Source organism: Candidatus Enterovibrio altilux (assembly GCF_002381345.1).
GTDB classification, from domain to species: Bacteria; Pseudomonadota; Gammaproteobacteria; order Enterobacterales; family Vibrionaceae; genus Enterovibrio; species Enterovibrio altilux.
The window spans coordinates 969987-988033 of sequence record NZ_CP020660.1; the positions used below are offsets into that span (position 1 = coordinate 969987).

Below are 18047 nucleotides of genomic sequence, written 5' to 3' on the forward strand. Positions count from 1 at the left end.
TTATGCGTAAATTATTAATTTCTCTTATTATCGTTGCAAGCGTGGTTGGCTTAACGTCTGTTTTCGTTGTAGACGAAGGCGAAAAAGGTATTGTTATTAGATTCGGTAGAATTCTAAAATTTAATAACGATACAGCTCATATTTATGATCCTGGCCTAAAGTTCAAAGTGCCTCTGTTTGACAGTGTGAAACTGCTAGATGCACGTATTCAGACGATGGATGACCAATCAGATCGTTTCGTCACGTCAGAAAAAAAAGACGTTATCATTGATTCTTACGTGAAGTGGCGTATTAAAAATTTTGGTCAATATTACCTGTCAACAGGCGGTGGCAATCGTATGACGGCAGAAGCTTTGCTGCAACGTAAAGTGTCAGATGGTCTACGTGCTGAAATTGGTTCAAAAACAATCAAAGAAATTATTTCAGAAAAACGTGAACAGGTAATGAATGATGTTTTGAATGAAGTTCAATCAGGTGCCAGCGATATTGGTATCGAAGTGATTGATCTTCGTATTAAAAAACTCAATTTACCTGATAAAATAAGTGATTCTATCTATGCACGTATGCGTGCGGAGCGGGAAACTGTTGCTCGTCGACATCGTGCACAAGGTCGTGAAAAAGCAGAAATTATCCGTGCTCAGGCTGAATTGGAAGTTGCGACAATATTGGCAGAGGCGGGAAAAACAGCCCGTGTAACACGTGGTGAAGCTGATGCGGAGGTAGCTCGTATTTATGCGGGTACATACAGTAAAAAGCCTGAATTTTACAATTTTTTGCGTTCTTTGCAAGCTTATGAAAATAGTTTCAACAATAAAAGTGACATTATGGTAATTGACCCGAATAGTGAATTCTTCCGTTATATGAAAGAACCACACAGCAGTATTAATTAATTTGTAGTTTTATAAAAAAGACAAGGCCTCAAGTGTCTTGTCTTTTTTATCTTGAATAAATTGAGATTAAACATGAGCAACGAAATATTGCTGGCGTTAGGCTTAGTTCTGGTAGTGAAGGGATTAGGACCAATGTTGATCCCTGAAAAATGGAGCACACTGGTAAGTGAGATGAGTCAGCTACCTAATGCTACATTAATGCGAATTGGAGAATGTTTAGTCGTGTCTGGTGCCATCATTGCATATATAATGTGGCCATCTAAGTCAATTACAAGCTCAAAACTTTGTAACAACTGAATATTAATGTTTACGATGAAATCATGTTTAGATGGCTTACTCACGCTTCAAAAATAATACTTACATTCAATGCATATACCAAAAGTTTAATTACGCATTAGTATTGTTTCCTAATGCAAGTTCAGATAGCAGATCTCAACATGATTTACTATGAAACAATCGCTTTCGTGTTAAGTATTCCTAGCTCTATCCGCTCATTTAACGCTTATATTATGAGTTGTGTAATCCCTTGGTTCAATGTGACTCTGAGTAATTTTTTTTATTCGAACCGTTGCCGTCTTTGCTAGGAAACGTTCATGGCAACCGGCGTTATTTTTTAAATAACGGAACTAGATTCTCAATCAGTATTCTAAACGCTTAGGCTCACTTCAACATTCAGGTCTATGAACAAGCTTCGCTACAAAACAACTGACTGAAAGTAGTATAATTAAGTTTTAATCAATCGTGGCTCACTAACATCCTGGATTGATGAGGGAGCTATTTAGCTATGGAATCACACAAGCAGGGTATTCATGGGAGATCTCGTTTATTTAGCAACTTAGCCATTACGACGGCTCTCAAAATCTACGGTAAAGAAAAATGAAAAGTAAAAAAGCATGGTACTGATGGGAAACGACAAGTCTGGTGCAAGCTACATTTAGCGGTAGATATAAATACGCATGAAATCATTACTGCTGAGTTCAGTGCCTCAAATGTGATTGACGGTGAAGTACTACCTAGCTTACTCAAACATACCCACCGAAAAATCAATAAAATATCAGCAATAGTGTTTACAATACTAAACAGTGTTATGAAACCGTTCGTATTAAACGAGCTGTTCCACTCATACCACCAAAAAAAAGTAATGCTGATTGGAGAACGAAGTATGATTATCATAAACGTTCTCTATCAAAAACTGCAATGTTTTGAGTCCAAAAACTACTTGGAGGAACATTTAACTTGCGCAATAATGCAAGCGTTAAATAAGCTAATCGGACTAGATATGCCTAAAACAAAACACTCGTCTCATAGTGAATCATGCTGAAATTTGCTCTCTGAGCTCAAATTAGGAAACAGAGCTCACAAAATGTGTATAAAATACTACGTTCAATCCATTGAATACATGACCACTGACAATGGTTAAAAAATAACTGCATAGCTTAAATGAAGGTGCTAAAATTCCATTTTAATCAGCAACTGACTGGAAAAAATGAGTAATAATGTAGTTGTTCTTGGTACCCAGTGGGGTGACGAAGGTAAAGGTAAAATTGTTGATCTTCTAACTGAAAATGCACATTATGTAGTCCGCTACCAAGGTGGTCATAATGCTGGTCACACTTTAGTTATTGACGGTGAAAAAACCGTGTTACATTTGATTCCTTCTGGCATTCTACGTAACAATGTTAAATGTATCATTGGTAATGGTGTTGTTTTGTCTTCTGACGCACTGATAACAGAAATGAACGATCTAGAAGAACGCGGTATTCCAGTCCGTGAACGCCTGTTTTTGTCAGAAGCTTGTCCATTAATTCTTCCTTATCACATTGCGCTTGATGTTGCACGTGAAACTGCACGTGGCAAGAAAGCTATTGGTACTACTGGTCGTGGTATTGGGCCTGCTTACGAAGATAAAGTTGCTCGTCGAGGTCTCCGTATTGGTGATCTTTTTGATAAAAAAACGTTTGCTGAGAAGCTTAAAGAAGTTATGGTGTTCCACAATTTTCAGTTGGAACATTTCTACAAAGTAGAACCGGTGAAATATGAAGAGATACTTGCAAAGATTATGGAACAAGCCCATATTCTTACCAACATGGTTATAGACGTAACCCAAGAGCTGGATGATGCACGTAAACGTGGCGATAAAATTATATTTGAAGGTGCTCAAGGCACACTACTTGATATTGACCATGGCACCTACCCGTATGTAACTTCTTCTAACACAACAGCTGGTGGTGTTGCTTCAGGCTCTGGTTTTGGTCCTCGCCACTTAGGTTACATCTTAGGTATCGCTAAAGCATACTGCACCCGTGTAGGTTCTGGCCCTTTCCCGACTGAACTATATGATGGTCAGGACAAGCAAGATCCAGTTGGTAAGCATTTAGGTACGGTTGGTAACGAGTTTGGTGCGACTACCGGACGTCTGCGCCGTACAGGTTGGTTTGATGCAGTTGCTATGCGTCGTGCCATTCAGATTAATTCTATCTCTGGTTTTTGCCTGACTAAAATGGACGTTCTGGACGGTCTAGAAGAAATCAAGATCTGTACTGGTTATCTGAAAGCGGACGACACTGTTCTGAATGTTTCGCCAATGGCGGCTGACGAATATGAAAATATTGCCCCAATTTATGAAATTGTTTCAGGTTGGAGCGAAAAAACATGCGGTGCCACGGCTATTGAAGAACTGCCACAAGCATCGCTTGATTACATCGCACGTATCGAAGCGCTGACTGGTGTGCCGATTGATATTGTTTCAACGGGACCTGATCGCAATGAAACTATTATTAAAGTTCATCCTTTTCAGTCTTAATCAGTTCCAACACAGTTAAGACCAATTTTTATGTTTTAATTTTAAAAAAATTACATATGACTGTTGAATGTTGTCAACATTACTATACTGATGCTTACGCGAAATATATTCGCCTTAAAATGGTTCAAAGAAGTTATGAAGCAAACTGAATGCACACCTCAGTACATAAATAATATTTTTTTACTGAGCAGGCTATGCCGTTGATTTGAGGCATAGAATCACTGTAAAATTATTCTATTCATAGTTTTTGCGGAGCAATAACAGTAAAAAACTGGTCCACTAATGCCATCACAAAATAATCTATTTTAGTATTACTTAAGCTTTATTACTTGGATAATACTGATATATTGGCTTGATTTCCTAAATTAGAGAGTTAAATTATCAATCTGCGCTCTAAACAGCTAGACTCACTTCAATATTCAGATCTATGAATAAGCTTCGTTACCAAATAATTCACTTGATCCAGTATAATCAAATTTTAACCAATCATAACTCACTAACATTTTAGCTTGCTGATAAAGTCATTCAGCTATGGAATCAGACTAAGCAAGCGAATCATGAAAAATCCGTTTATTTATCTGCGGAATTATTACCACGATCCTCACCGCTAAAGATATATTTTAAGGCCATTGAAAGGTCTAACAAAAAATTCATTAATTTTGTTTGCAAACTTGCCCAACTGCCGTTGTCATGCATTCGCAAGCGAGCAAAAATGACTAGCATCATGTTCGAGACTAAGACTAAAGGAACCCCATCCAGCACTTAACAATTGATTCTACGAGTCTCAACGTCTACAATGCATGCTAATAAAATGTAAAAAGACATGGTTTTGATGGGAATAGCGAACCTCGCGCCAGTTACATTTAACGGAAGATGTAAATACACATGAAATCATTACTACTAAGTTAAATGCATCAAATGTGACTGGCGGTGAAGAATCAATGCAATATCAGAATATAGTGCTTACAACACCAGACAATATTACGAAACCGTTCGGATTAAACGAGTTGTTCCAATCACTCCACAAGAAAAGGAGCAACTTTTAGGCAATAAAATAATCAGCGTAATTTAACGGTCAGTTATTAAAAGTAATACGAGTTCAATCAACATTAAAAAATGAAGTATAGTTATCATAAACATGCTCTAGCAGAGACGGCAATGGTTTGCGTAAACAAACTACTCAGAGGAATATTGAATCTTAGGGCTCACAATGCTCAGATTAGCGGAACCTACACCATGATAAAAGCTTTAAATAAGTTGACAAGACTAGATATGCCTAGCATGAAAGCGATTGTCTAATAGTAAATCATGCGGGAATTTGTTATCTAAACTCGCATTAATAAACAAAGCCAGACGCAAGCTACATGTCTTTACGTATTCGTGTATGATTAAATTTTTAAATAATAAAATTATTATACTAAAATGATGGAATTAGTAAAACAACTGAAGTGTTCATTATCTAAAGTAAGGCAGATTTTATTAGCCTTCACCAAACACTTGATTTTGCGACTCAGTCACGATCAGTTAATGGTAAATGCAGGTTATATGGCCTATATCACTTTATTCTCATTGGTCCCTCTTATTGCGGTAGTACTGTCCACTCTATCAATCTTTCCTAGCTTTGAAGAGACAGCTGCTACGATTAAATCGTTTGTGCTTCATAATTTTGTGCCTGCTTCTAGCGTTGCATTTGAACGGCATTTAGAAACATTTGTAGCCAATGCAAGGGCAATGACGACTGTAGGAATTGTGTTTTTATTTGTTGTGGCATTGATGCTGATTTCTACCATCGACAAGAGCCTTAATTATATTTGGCGCGTAAAGCATAAACGTACATTAGTAATGTTATTTTCAATTTACTGGATGATACTGACGCTTTTTCCAGCATTGATAGGCGCCAGTTTTGGTGTGAGTACTTATTTGAGTTCACTGAATATATTGCAGATAGAAGGCAATGAAGTGTGGATACCATCATTATTTTGTACTTTTCCTTTTATTTTAACCGCTATTGCTTTTTTCGGGCTTTACACTTTGGTGCCTAATCGTCGCATAGTACTATGACATGCATTAGCTGGCTCACTCACCGCCAGTGTATTATTTGAGTTCAGTAAGCAAGGCTTTACAATGTATATAACAAAATTTTCTTCTTATGAGTTAATATACAGCGTATTAGCTGTTGTGCCACTGTTGTTTATTTGGATCTATCTAAGTTGGTGCATTGTGCTGTTGGGCGCAGAGGTGACGGCAACGCTCGGTGAAAAAAATTATGGCAACTCGAAACCGCACCAAAAAAGCAACTACTTGATAATTAAGATGATACAAGAGATACTGATATGACCACGCTACCCCTGCGGGTCAGTAAAGCACATATTGTTATCTATGGTGATGTCGTTGGGATGATAATAATAATTTAATTGTAGAGGACTATATTCCTTAATTTTAGTTCAAATAGCAAATCCCAACATAATGAGCTATTAGACATTTGTTTTAAGCATGCCTAAAGCTACTAGCAGCTTACTTAACACTTTTATTATTCGTAGTGTTCGCCAATCTGAGCCTTGTGCTACCTTAGGCTCAATGTCCCTTCCTGTAATTTTTTTGACTCGAAGCATTACCGTCTTTAATGGGGGGAACGTTTTTTGTAACCATACCTCATTTTGCAGTGCTGGTATGAACCTTATAATTATTGATAACGGACTGCTAAACTACGCGAGTGACTTCGTTTCCAAAAAGCTACTCCTTTTCTTGGTAAAAAAATAAGAGCCGCTCATTTAATACGAACGATTGCGTAACATTATCTAGCTTCATCAGTTCCATCGCCTGGTATTTCATTTATTCTTCGATGAGCCTATTTGAGCAAATTAGATAGCACCGCACCTTCAGTCACATTTGATGCACTTCACTCAGCGGCAATGATTTCATGTGTATTGATATCTACCGCTAAATATAAACTTGAGCTAGACTCACCGCTGTCCATGAAAGCCATTATGACGGCCCTCATGGTTAAATGCGTATTTTCAACACTATTGAAAAGTTTACAAAAATTCATTCATTCTGTTTTCAAGCTTGCTCAAATGCTATTGTTATGTCCTAACTATTCATGCATAAGCAAGCTAGGCAAAACGGTTAACGTCACGAACAAAACGAAGAACAAAGAAAACATACAGCGCTTAGCTTTAGCTTTTACGTGGTTAAAAGTCTACAGTGAAGAAGAATTGAAAGTAACAAAGCATCGTGCTGATAGGAAACGGCGAGTCTGGCAAAAGTTACATTTAGCAGTAGATATAAATGCGCATGAAATCATTACCGCTGAGTTAAGTGCACCAAGTATGACTGACGGTGAAATACTGCTTAGCCTACTTAAACAGACCGGCCGAGGAATCAACGAAATATCAGCCGATTGTGCTTACGACACCAAACAATATTACAAAACTGTTCGGATTAAACGAACGGTTCCACTCATACTCATACCACCAAAAAAACGAATAACTTTTTGGGAACGGAATCATCCACATAATTGAACGATTAGTTACCAGAAGTTATATAGTTCCAATCAGCATTGAAAAACGAGGTATGGTTACCATAAACGTTCTCTATCAAAGGCAGGAATGTTTCAAGTTAAAAAACTACTTAAAGGGACATTGAGTTTAAGAGATCATAATGCTCAGATTAGCGCAACTTAAGCTATGATAAAAGCGTTAAATAAGATAATAGAGCTAGGGATGTCTAAAATAAAAGCCATTGTTTAATCATTGTCATGTTAGGATTTGCTATCTGAACTCGAATTAGGAAATAGAATTCAAGAATGCATCGATTCTATTTATTAATGCTGTGCATCCAACCTAAGCAACAAAAATGACGTATGAATATGCCAAGGGACGATTAAGCCCTCGAAACTACAGATAGCTATAGTTATTTTAAGCTTTCTGACATCCAAAATTTTCGCGGTATTGCGAGGACCGTAGTTAGCAACTATAATACAATAAACAATGAAAATATTGTTCATTTTATGTAAATCATGAAAGTTACCCCGTCAGTTCCATACGTTCTCGATGGCGCTAAATACCATTGAAATGACTTTACTAAATATGCAGCATTTATTTTCAATATTAAGCTTCATAATTTCCTCATTATAGCCCACATTTCAACCCAATAAAGCGAATATGCCAGGTGATGACTAAATAGTCTAAAAACAACATCTACTTTAAAAATAAATATTATCCAAAGAGGTATGGAATACTTTTTTTACTGGGACTTTTCCAGAAAGTATAGGCTCTTTGATGTCCCTAAATGATACGTTTCAAGTACTCAAACCTACGTATTCAAGTAGATTGAGTATAGTACAGAAAGGGGGGGGATGCTCTATGAGCACAGAACCACAATATATCGTAGCCTTAGACCAAGGAACTACAAGCTCACGTGCGATGGTCCTCGACCATAACGCCAATATAGTGACTACCGCACAACGCACATTCAGGCAAATTTACCCTCAATCAGGCTGGGTAGAACACGATCCTCTCGAAATATGGGCCACACAAAGTTCCACATTGGTCGAAGCGCTCGCTAAATGCGGCATTCGCTCAGACGAAATCGCTGCCATTGGGATCACCAACCAACGCGAAACAACAATTGTGTGGAATCGCCATACAGGGAAACCCATTTATAACGCCATCGTATGGCAATGCCGCCGAACCGCAGCAATTTGCGAACAATTAAAATTAGATGGGTATGAGGATTACATTTGTGAAAACACCGGCCTTCTTGTGGACCCTTATTTTTCAGGTACCAAAGTAAAATGGATACTTGAACATGTTGAAGGGGCACACGAGCTTGCTGAAAAAGGCGACCTCCTATTTGGTACGGTAGATACATGGTTAATTTGGAAGATGACTCAAGGGCGTGTTCACGTCACCGATTACACAAATGCCAGCCGCACTATGTTGTTCAACATCAACACCCTTGAATGGGACAGCAAAATGCTCAAGGTACTTGATATTCCAGTTTCAATGATGCCAGAAGTAAAGTCCTCTACGGCGGTGTATGGACAGACCAATATTGGCGGCGAAGGTGGGACAGATATTCCTATTGCAGGTATCGCAGGGGACCAACAAGCAGCGTTATTTGGTCAAATGTGTGTTGAAGCAGGGCAAGCCAAAAATACCTATGGCACCGGCTGTTTTTTACTGATGAACACAGGTAAAAAAAAAGTTAAATCCTGCAATGGATTGCTCACTACCCTGGCCTGCGGCCCGAAAGGAGAGGTGGTTTATGCTCTCGAAGGCGCGGTATTTATGGGAGGAGCTTCCATTCAATGGCTACGTGATGAAATGAAACTCATCAGCAATACTCACGACTCTGAATACTTTGCAACAAAAGTTGACACAAGCAACGGTGTCTATGTTGTGCCTGCGTTTACCGGATTAGGCGCACCACACTGGGACCCCTATGCTCGTGGTACCATTGTAGGTATTACTCGTGACGTAAACGCTAATCACATAATTCGTGCTACATTAGAAAGCATTGCTTATCAATCACTAGACGTGCTCACTTCCATGGAAGCTGACTCCGATATTCGACTGGGTTTCCTGAAAGTAGATGGTGGGGCAGTAACAAATAATTTTTTAATGCAATTTCAATCTGATGTGCTGAATACAGAGGTGCAACGTCCTAAAGTAACAGAAGTCACCGCATTAGGCTCTGCCTACCTAGCCGGTCTCGCCGTAGGGTTTTGGGGAAGCATTGACGAGCTGAAAAATAAAGCACAACTAGATCGCCGTTTCACACCCTGTGACGACGATGGGAAACGAGAGCGCCGCCACCGGGGTTGGCAACGTGCCGTTGAATGTTCAAAGGGTTGGGCAGACTATTAAGAACCGGCTCATGATACTTATAACTCCCAAAACGTAAATTTTTTCTCTTGCTTATGATAGAATGTACTCCAAGTTTTTCAGCTACTTGAACCGTCAAACCTAATAGGAGTAAGAAAAAGGCGTAAGTAGCTCCCAATTTCATATAAGAATACTGGAGAGCAGATGAAACTCGATTTAGCGATGGCTTTTTTACGCGTCACAGAGGGGGCTGCACTGGCAGGCTATAAATGGCTTGGCCGCGGAAATAAAAACGCTGCTGATGGTGCTGCAGTAGAAGTAATGCGCATTCTTCTAAATAAAACCGACATCGCAGGTGAAGTTATTATTGGTGAAGGAGAGATCGATGAAGCACCGATGCTTTTCATTGGTGAAAAAATTGGTCTTGGTGGTGATGCCGTTGATATTGCGGTTGATCCAATCGAAGGCACACGCATGATCGCAATGGGTCAATCGAATGCACTGGCTGTGTTAGCAGCAGCCGAAAAAGGCAGTTTTTTAAAAGCACCTGATATGTATATGGAAAAACTATGTGTCGGACCAGAAGCAAAAGGAGTAATCAATCTAAACCTATCGTTACATGATAATTTGATGAATATTGCCAAAGCACTGGGTAAAAAACTGGATGAATTAGTGGTGACTACATTGGCTAAACCGCGTCACGATGACACCATTCATGACATGCAGAAGATGGGCATAAAAGTATTCGCTATTCCAGATGGTGACGTAGCTGCGTCTATTTTGACCTGTATACCTGACAATGAAGTCGACGTTATGTATGGAATTGGTGGCTCACCTGAAGGTATTGTGTCAGCGGCAGCTATTCGTGCACTGGGCGGAGACATGAATGGTCGTTTAATTCCTCGCCACGAGGTAAAAGAAGATAATCAAGATAATCGCAGGATGGGTACAGTTGAAATAGCACGCTGCACAGAAATGGGCATCATCACGAATGTTCGTTTAACAATGGAAGACATGGCCAGTAGCGATAATATTATTTTTTCTGCAACTGGTATCACTAAAGGAGATCTGCTTGAAGGCATCACACGCAAGGGTAACATTGCTACCACAGAAACCCTATTAATCCGTGGTAAATGCCGCACCATCCGTCGTATCAAATCTATTCACTATCTCGATCGTAAAGACGACGCTGTAAAAAAAATTATTTTATAATGATAGCAAACAGATCATGCGATAGCTGAGCCATTCTACATACAGTAATAACATAGACAATGAGCCGTTTTGTTTCCTAACTCAAGTTCAGATAGCGAATCCCAACATGATAAACTATTAGACAATCGCTTTCATGTTAGGAATACCTCGCTCTATCATCTTATTTAATGCTTTTATCATTACATACGTTTCACTAGTCGGAGCATTGTGATCCCTTAAGCCTAACGTCCCTCCCAGTAATTTTTAATTCGAACCATTACTGTCGCTGCTAGGAAACGTTTATGGTAACCAGCTTTATTTACTAAATGAGGGAACAAAATTTTCAATCTATATTCTCAACAGCTAGATTCACTTAAATATTTAAGTCTATGAACAAGCTTCGCTACAAAATAACTAACGGAAAGTAGTATAATCAAGCTTTAATCAATCATGGTGCACTAACATTCTGAATTAATAAAGAGGCCATTCACCCATGAAATAAAACTAAGCAGAGTAATTATAAGGAAACCTTTGTATTTAGCAACTTAGTTATTACGACGGCGCTCATGGTGAAATGCTTATTTTTAATACTATTGATAGGTCTGTACGAATTGCTTAATTCTGTTTTTAAACTTGTTCAACTACCATTGTTATGCTCTAATTATTCATGCATTAATAAACAAGTTAAAACAATTAACATGACGTTCAAAGTAAAAAGTAAAGGAACTATCCAGCACTCAGCTATTGATTCTACGGGACTTAAAGTTTACGGTGAAGACGAATAGTAAATCAAATAGCAGGTCACCGGTGAAAAATGGCAAGTCTGGTACACGTTACATTTAGAGGTAGATATAAATATGCATGCAATTATTGCTGCTGCGTTCTGTGCATCTAATGCAACTTACGGTGAAGTACTACTTAACTGGCTCATACAGATCCGACAAAAAATTAATACAATATTAGCCCATGGTGCTTACGGCACCAAATAATATTACGAGATCGTTCGTATGAAACGAGCGGTTCCACTCATCCCACCAAGAAAAGGAGCAACTTTTGAGAACGAGGTTATCCGCGTCATTTAGCGGTCAATTACCATACACAGTCCTCTATTAAACACAGTGATGTTTCGAGTCAAAAGACTACTAGGAAGAACATTGAGTTTCAGAGATAGAAATGCTCCCCTTAATGAAACAGACTCAATAATAAAAGCGTTAAATAAGTAGATCCGGCTAAGCATGTCTCAAATAAAAATTTAACAGCCAGCACGATAAAGCTCTTAATAGTCTAGTGTATGATCGCATAAAAACAGTATTCTGCACATCAGAAGATTGGAGTACAGTCATTATTCATCAAACTCTATGTATCCATGAAACAACGGTTCTACATTATCTCAAAAATTACGAACAGTCTGCGAAGCTAAAAAATAGGGGCTCCAACAGCCTTCTGTCCATAACCCAAAAATTATCCAAATTAAGTCCTTCTGCGTTTTCACTTACTGCCTGATTTATCAGATTATTATCTATATCAATAAAAATTTTTAAAGGGAATAAGCAAATAGATTAAGTATAATGCATTCAGCTGTACTTTTAGTATTTGTATCGAATACAATCTTAACTGTTTTGGATCGTTTGCTAAGGCATTAATAATGAGGGCATGACAACAGAAATTGAGCAAGTTTGCAGATAAAATTAATGAATTTTTGCAAACTTCTTTATAACATTAAAATACGCGTTGAATTACACGAGCCATTATAATGTCTTAGTTGTTAAATAAACGAGGTCTCCCACTATTGCCCCCCACTTAGTCTGATTCCATAGCTGAATGACTTCTTCATGGATCCATGAATATCAGTGAGTTATGATTGATTAGAGCTTGATGGCATTATTTCCAGTTAGTTATTTTGTAGCAAAGCTGATCCATAGACCTAAGTATTTAAGTGGACCTAATTATTGAAAATATAGATTACTGACTGAACACCCTGATTTAGGAAAGAAATTTAAAAAAACGTCACGAATTGGAGCTTTTGCTTGAGTGGCTGATTTAATCAAATTGTGGACCAGCTTTAACTAATGCTTGGCCTTCCGCATTATCAGTATACTCCACAAAGTTATTAATGAAGCGGTGAGCCAGATCTTCAGCTTTACTGACCCATTGTAGGGGATCCACATAGGTATCACGAGGATCCAGAATACTGGAATCTACACCGGGAAGATTAGTCGGTACTTCAAGGTTGAAAATTGGAATAACCTTAGTTTCCGCTTTTTCGATACAACCATCAAGGATCGCATTGACTATGCTGCGAGTATCTTTAATGGAAATACGATTGCCCGTACCATTCCAGCCAGTATTGACTAAATACGCTTCCGCACTCACCGCTTCCATTCTCTTAACCAAAACTTCTGCGTATTTAGTTGGGTGCAGCGCTAAAAATGCTTTTCCAAAACATGCTGAAAAAATGGGCGTTGGTTCAGTGATACCGCATTCAGTACCTGCAAGTTTAGCAGTAAAACCAGATAAAAAGTGGTACTTAATTTGTTCTGATGTTAATTTAGACACGAGAGGCAAAACACCGAATGCATCAGCCGATAGGAAAATCACTTTGTTGGCATGGCCGGCTTTAGACACCGGTTGAACAATGTTTTCAATGTGGTAGATTGGGTAAGAAACACGGGCATTTTCTGTCTTCGAACTATCATCAAAATCAATTGAATGATCATTACGAATTGTCACATTTTCTAGTAAAGCATCACGGCGAATCGCATTATAAATATCAGGTTCTACTGCTTTCGACAGTTTAATGGTCTTAGCATAACAACCACCTTCAAAGTTGAAGACACCGTTATCATCCCAACCGTGTTCATCATCACCAATCAGCTGACGCTTAGGATCTATGGATAGGCTGGTTTTCCCTGTGCCTGAAAGGCCAAAGAAAATCGTTACATTGCCTTTCTTATCCATATTTGCAGAACAGTGCATTGAAGCAATGTTTTGCAAAGGTAAAAAATAGTTCATCATTGTGAACATGCCTTTCTTCATTTCTCCGCCGTACCAAGTACCACCGATCAGTTGCATTTTTTCAGTTAAGTTAAATACAGTAAAGTTTTCAGAGTTTAAACCATGCTCTGCCCACTTCTCGTTAATGCACTTAGCGCCATTCATTATTACAAAATCAGGCTCAAAATTTTTCAGTTCTTCTTTAATTGGGCGGATAAACATATTTTTAACGAAGTGTGCTTGCCAGGCAACTTCAGTGATAACGCGAATACATAAGCGAGTATCAGGATTTGCGCCACAATATCCATCAATAACAAACAAACGTTTGTCAGACAATTGATTAATAACAAGGGCTTTAAGATCGTCCCAAACATTGAGACCAATCGCTTTATTATCATTGGCCCCTTGATCCGACCACCATATGGTATTTTCGGTAGTGGCATCGCGAACAATATATTTGTCTTTCGGAGAACGACCAGTAAAAATACCAGTATCGACTGATACTGCACCTAATTCAGTAACAATACCTTTCTCATATCCCTGCAGTTCAGTTCTAGTTTCTTCAGTAAAAAGTTGCTCGTAACTTGGGTTACGGATTACGCCTTTAACATTATGTAGTCCGTGTTTTGACAAATCAACATTACTTATAACCTTTCTTTCGACGTTCATAACAGTCATAGATGCCCCTTGAGTCAAATGTTTTTAACTATCATCCATATTAGCAACCTAAATTAAGTAATTTAGAGAATTCATTCAAATAACAACCAGAAACTAATTAAGGGAATCTAATACTCTTAACTAATTTATACTGGCTATATAATTATCTTGTTAATGTATTGCGTCATACAATATCGGTTGCTATATATAATCAGCTATCTTTGTTTCCTAAATCAGGGAATTCAATTATAAACCTACGCTCTAAACAGCTAGATTTACTTAAATGTTCAGGTCTATAGATAAGCTTAGCTACAAAACAACTGACTGGAAGCAATATAATCAAGTTTTAATCAATTGTAGTTCACTAACATTTTAATTTGATGAAGAAGCTATTCAGCTATGGAATCAAACTAAGCATGGTAATCATAGGAGGCTTCGTATATTTAACAGCTTAAATATTACGACGGTCCTCATGGTTAAATGCATATTCTCAATGCCATTAGGAGCTCTGTAAAATTCATTAATTCCATTTCAAATATATTCAACTTTCGTTGTCATGCATGAGCAAACGAGCCAAAACAATTAACGTTACATTCAAGGCGAAGACTAAAGGAACCATCCAGCACTTAGCCCTTGATTCTTCGGAGCTCAAAGTCTACGGTGAAAATGAATAAACAATAAATAAATATGCCCCCTGATGGAAAACGGAGAGTCTGACTCAAGTTACATTTAGCGGTAGATATCAATACGCATGAAATCATGCTGCTGCGTTAAGTACATCAAATATGACTGACGAGGAAGTACTACCTAGCTTACTCAAACAGACCCTCCAAACAATCAATGAAATATTAGCCGATGGTGTTTACGGTACCAGATAATATTATAAAACCCTTCGTATTACACGAGCGGTTCTACCCATCCTACTAAGAAAAGAGTAACTTTTGGGGAAGAAGGTCACCCACATAATTTAGCAGCCAGTTACTAAAGATTATACAGTTCAAATTAGCATTAGAAAATGAGATATGGTTACCATCAACGTTCGCTAGCAGAGACAGCAATGGTACGAGTCAAAAAATTTATCGATAGGAACCTTGAACCAAAGGCATCACACCACTCAGATTAGTGAAACCGATGCCATGATAAAAGTGTTACATAAACTGAAAAATTAGGTATACCTAACACGAAAATGATTGTCTAACAGTGAATCCTGTGGAGATTAGCTATCTAAACTCAAATTAGGAAACAAAGCTTTTAAATGACTACACTTATCATACTTCGATCAGTATCATATATGGTGTTAACCCGTTTAGCTTTCAAGTCAGGATAAAAGTATCCGTCAAAAGAGTCTTCATATTATCAGTAATTACCTGAAAAAAAGTAGATTATTGCGCCATACTAATGATTCTTGTATTCAGGCGGTTTTGTTGACTAATGCAAGTTCAGATAGCAAATTTTTACATGATTCACTATTAGACAATCACTTTCGTGTTAGGCATATTTAGTCTTGCCAGCTTATTTAAGGCTTTTATCATGGCATCGGTTCCACTAATTTAAGCTGTGTGATTCCTTAGATTCAATGTCCCTACCAGTAATCTTTTGACTCGAACCATTACTTTCTTTGCTAGGAAACGCTTAAGATAACCGGCTTTATTTCCTAATATAAGGAAACTAATTTTTCAATCTACACTCTAAACAGTGAGACTCACTTAAATATGTAGGGCTATGAACAATCTTCGCTACAAAACAACTAACTGGGAGCAGTATAACCAAGCTTTAATCTATCCTGGCTCCCGAACGTTCTGGATTGATGAAAAATTTACTCAGCTCTGGAATCAAACTAAACAAGGTAATAATAGAAGATCCCGTTGATTTAGCGACTTAGCCATTACGACGGCCCTCATAGTTAAATGCGTATTTTCAATACAATTGGGAGATCTGCAAGGATTCATTAATTTTATTTTCAAACTTGTTCAACTGCCATTATCATGTCCTCACTATTCATGCATGAGTAAGCCAGACAAAACGGTTAACGTCACATACAAAACGAAGAATAATGAAAGCATACACACTTAACCTTGGCTTCAATCTGACCCAAAGTCTACGGTGAAGAAAAATTGAAAGTAACAAAGCATGGTACTGATGGGAAACGGCGAGTCTGGCGCAAGTTACATTTAGCGGTAGGTATAAATACGCATGAAATAATTGCTGCTGAGTTAAGTACATCAAATGTGACTGCCGGTAAAGTACTACCCCACTTGCTCAAACAGACCCTCCCAAAATCAATGATAATATTAGCTGATGGTACTGGTGGCACCAGATAATATTACGAAACCCTTCGTATTAAATGAACGGTTCCACTCATCCCACCAAGAAAAGGAGCACCTTTTTGGAAACGGAATTATACACTTAAGTTAGCGGTCAGTTACCAGAAATTATACGGTTCAAATGAGTATTGGAAAGCGAGGGATGGTTACCATAAATATTCCCTATCAGAGACGGTAATGTTACGAGTCAAGAAACTAATTAGAAAGGCATTGAACTTAAGAGATCATAATGCTCAAACTGGCGAAACTTGCGCCGTGATAAAAGCTTTAAATAAACTAAGCAGACTAAGGATGCCTAAAACAAAAGTATTGTTTAATCGCTAATCATTTTGGGAGTTACTGTCTGCACTCAAATCAGGAAACAAAGCCCATCCAAGCACTAAAAATAGTCAGCATATTTGTTGCTAATGTAATACTACTGTTAAAGCGATAGGGAAAGCATGTTTGCAAATTTCGGTATGAAACACTTAGTTATATGGATGTCACCACTATTAGGAAAAAACACACCTACGATTGCGACAAAATGGTTTACGTATGTTTTGCTGCTTCTGCTCGCCTGGACGCTTGGACGCTTAGTGTGGTTTTGGGTAATACCTCCGGCTAATTCAATTCCATTGTCATCTTCCGACCAGTGGTCGGTAGGACATGTTGTGCCCTCGCATCAAATAGAGCAAATCATCAATCAACACTTTTTTGGACGTTTCAGTAAAGAAGCGACACTTGGTGAAACAAAATTTAAGCCAATCATTGATGCACCCCAGACACGTCTTCATTTCACCTTGGTTGGAGTCGTCACGAGTTCAGAGCCAGAGCATGGTTTGGCAGTGATTGCTAATCGAAGTGTGCAAAAAATTTATGGTATTGGTGAAACGATTGAGGAGACGAATATAATTTTGCATCAGGTACAAAGCAATCATGTGATTCTACGTAATAATGGTCGTGATGAAACATTGATGCTTAATGGTTTGGATTACAATCCAGCAGAACAGACTAATCCTGCTACACATAGAAAAGAGGCAGTATCGGTTAAACAAAACACAGGGCAACCGGATCTTAGTAATGTAAAAGCAGAAATCATGAATGATCCTCAGGCACTTTTGAAATACATCACCTGGTCACAAGAGCGCAATCAATATGGACTGATTGGTTACCGTATTGATCCGGGAAACGATAGTCGCTTGTTTCAAGAAGCAGGACTGCAATCGGGAGATATTGCCGTCAATCTTAATGGTGCAGACCTTACTAACCCAGCAGAAATGAACCGTATTTGGCTAAGTTTGTCTCATGTATCAGAGATTAGTCTTACTGTTAAGCGTGAAGGTCAGTTGCACGACATTTATATCAGCCTCGAATAGGCCTG

At 38.3% G+C, this 18047-nt stretch carries 10 protein-coding genes and 6 pseudogenes; 14 read left to right on the forward strand and 2 right to left on the reverse strand.

All coding sequences use genetic code 11. From position 1 onward, the window contains the following. The first annotated feature begins 2 nt into the window (after window positions 1-2). From hflC to BTN50_RS04130, 7 genes and pseudogenes are all read left to right on the forward strand, one after another. Entirely contained in the window at window positions 3-890 is an 888-nt protein-coding gene (hflC, locus tag BTN50_RS04105; protein ID WP_096619122.1) for a protease modulator HflC, read from the forward strand. A gap of 72 nt (window positions 891-962) precedes the next feature. Further along, a complete protein-coding gene (locus BTN50_RS04110) occupies window positions 963-1187 on the forward strand; it encodes a DUF2065 family protein (RefSeq protein WP_096619123.1) in 225 nt (74 codons plus the stop codon). 437 nt (window positions 1188-1624) lie between these two features. Next, window positions 1625-2211, forward strand: a pseudogene (locus tag BTN50_RS04115) (transposase). 165 nt (window positions 2212-2376) lie between these two features. Beyond that, window positions 2377-3693: an adenylosuccinate synthase gene (locus BTN50_RS04120; protein WP_096619124.1), complete on the forward strand. Its 1317-nt coding sequence runs from the start codon at window positions 2377-2379 to the stop codon at window positions 3691-3693. A gap of 920 nt (window positions 3694-4613) precedes the next feature. Further along, a complete protein-coding gene (locus tag BTN50_RS11780; protein ID WP_256386958.1) occupies window positions 4614-4739 on the forward strand; it encodes a hypothetical protein in 126 nt (41 codons plus the stop codon). A gap of 112 nt (window positions 4740-4851) precedes the next feature. Continuing rightward, window positions 4852-4992, forward strand: a complete 141-nt coding sequence (locus tag BTN50_RS11030; protein ID WP_235610957.1) for a hypothetical protein — start codon at window positions 4852-4854, stop codon at window positions 4990-4992. Between the two features lie 228 nt (window positions 4993-5220). Then, window positions 5221-6030: pseudogene (locus tag BTN50_RS04130) on the forward strand (virulence factor BrkB family protein). Window positions 6031-6167: 137 nt separating this feature from the next. Here BTN50_RS04130 and BTN50_RS10080 read toward each other — a convergent pair. After that, window positions 6168-6305 carry a hypothetical protein gene (locus BTN50_RS10080; RefSeq protein WP_161492947.1) on the reverse strand — a complete coding sequence of 46 codons (138 nt, stop codon included), beginning with the start codon at window positions 6303-6305 and terminating at the stop codon, window positions 6168-6170. A gap of 369 nt (window positions 6306-6674) precedes the next feature. Here BTN50_RS10080 and BTN50_RS04135 point away from each other — a divergent pair. The 4 genes and pseudogenes from BTN50_RS04135 to BTN50_RS04150 form a co-directional block, all read left to right on the forward strand. Continuing rightward, window positions 6675-7442, forward strand: a pseudogene (locus tag BTN50_RS04135) (IS5 family transposase); the annotation flags it as partial. A 615-nt stretch (window positions 7443-8057) separates the two neighbouring features. After that, window positions 8058-9563: a glycerol kinase GlpK gene (gene glpK / locus BTN50_RS04140; protein ID WP_096619126.1), complete on the forward strand. Its 1506-nt coding sequence runs from the start codon at window positions 8058-8060 to the stop codon at window positions 9561-9563. 162 nt (window positions 9564-9725) lie between these two features. Next, window positions 9726-10733: a class II fructose-bisphosphatase gene (glpX, locus tag BTN50_RS04145; RefSeq protein WP_096619127.1), complete on the forward strand. Its 1008-nt coding sequence runs from the start codon at window positions 9726-9728 to the stop codon at window positions 10731-10733. 422 nt (window positions 10734-11155) lie between these two features. Continuing rightward, window positions 11156-11935 (forward strand): annotated as a pseudogene (locus BTN50_RS04150) (IS5 family transposase). A gap of 817 nt (window positions 11936-12752) precedes the next feature. Here BTN50_RS04150 and pckA read toward each other — a convergent pair. Further along, the gene (gene pckA / locus BTN50_RS04155) at window positions 12753-14384 is read right to left on the reverse strand and encodes a phosphoenolpyruvate carboxykinase (ATP) (protein WP_096619128.1); all 1632 of its coding nucleotides are present in this window, start codon (window positions 14382-14384) and stop codon (window positions 12753-12755) included. A 262-nt stretch (window positions 14385-14646) separates the two neighbouring features. Here pckA and BTN50_RS04160 point away from each other — a divergent pair. The 3 genes and pseudogenes from BTN50_RS04160 to gspC all read left to right on the forward strand — a co-directional run bounded on the left by BTN50_RS04160 (window position 14647) and on the right by gspC (window position 18042). After that, window positions 14647-15561: pseudogene (locus tag BTN50_RS04160) on the forward strand (IS5 family transposase). Window positions 15562-16085: 524 nt separating this feature from the next. Beyond that, window positions 16086-17011: pseudogene (locus BTN50_RS04165) on the forward strand (IS5 family transposase). Window positions 17012-17127: 116 nt separating this feature from the next. Then, complete coding sequence (gene gspC, locus BTN50_RS04170) at window positions 17128-18042, forward strand: type II secretion system protein GspC (RefSeq protein WP_096619129.1); 915 nt, start codon at window positions 17128-17130, stop codon at window positions 18040-18042. The last annotated feature ends 5 nt before the right edge of the window (window positions 18043-18047 follow it).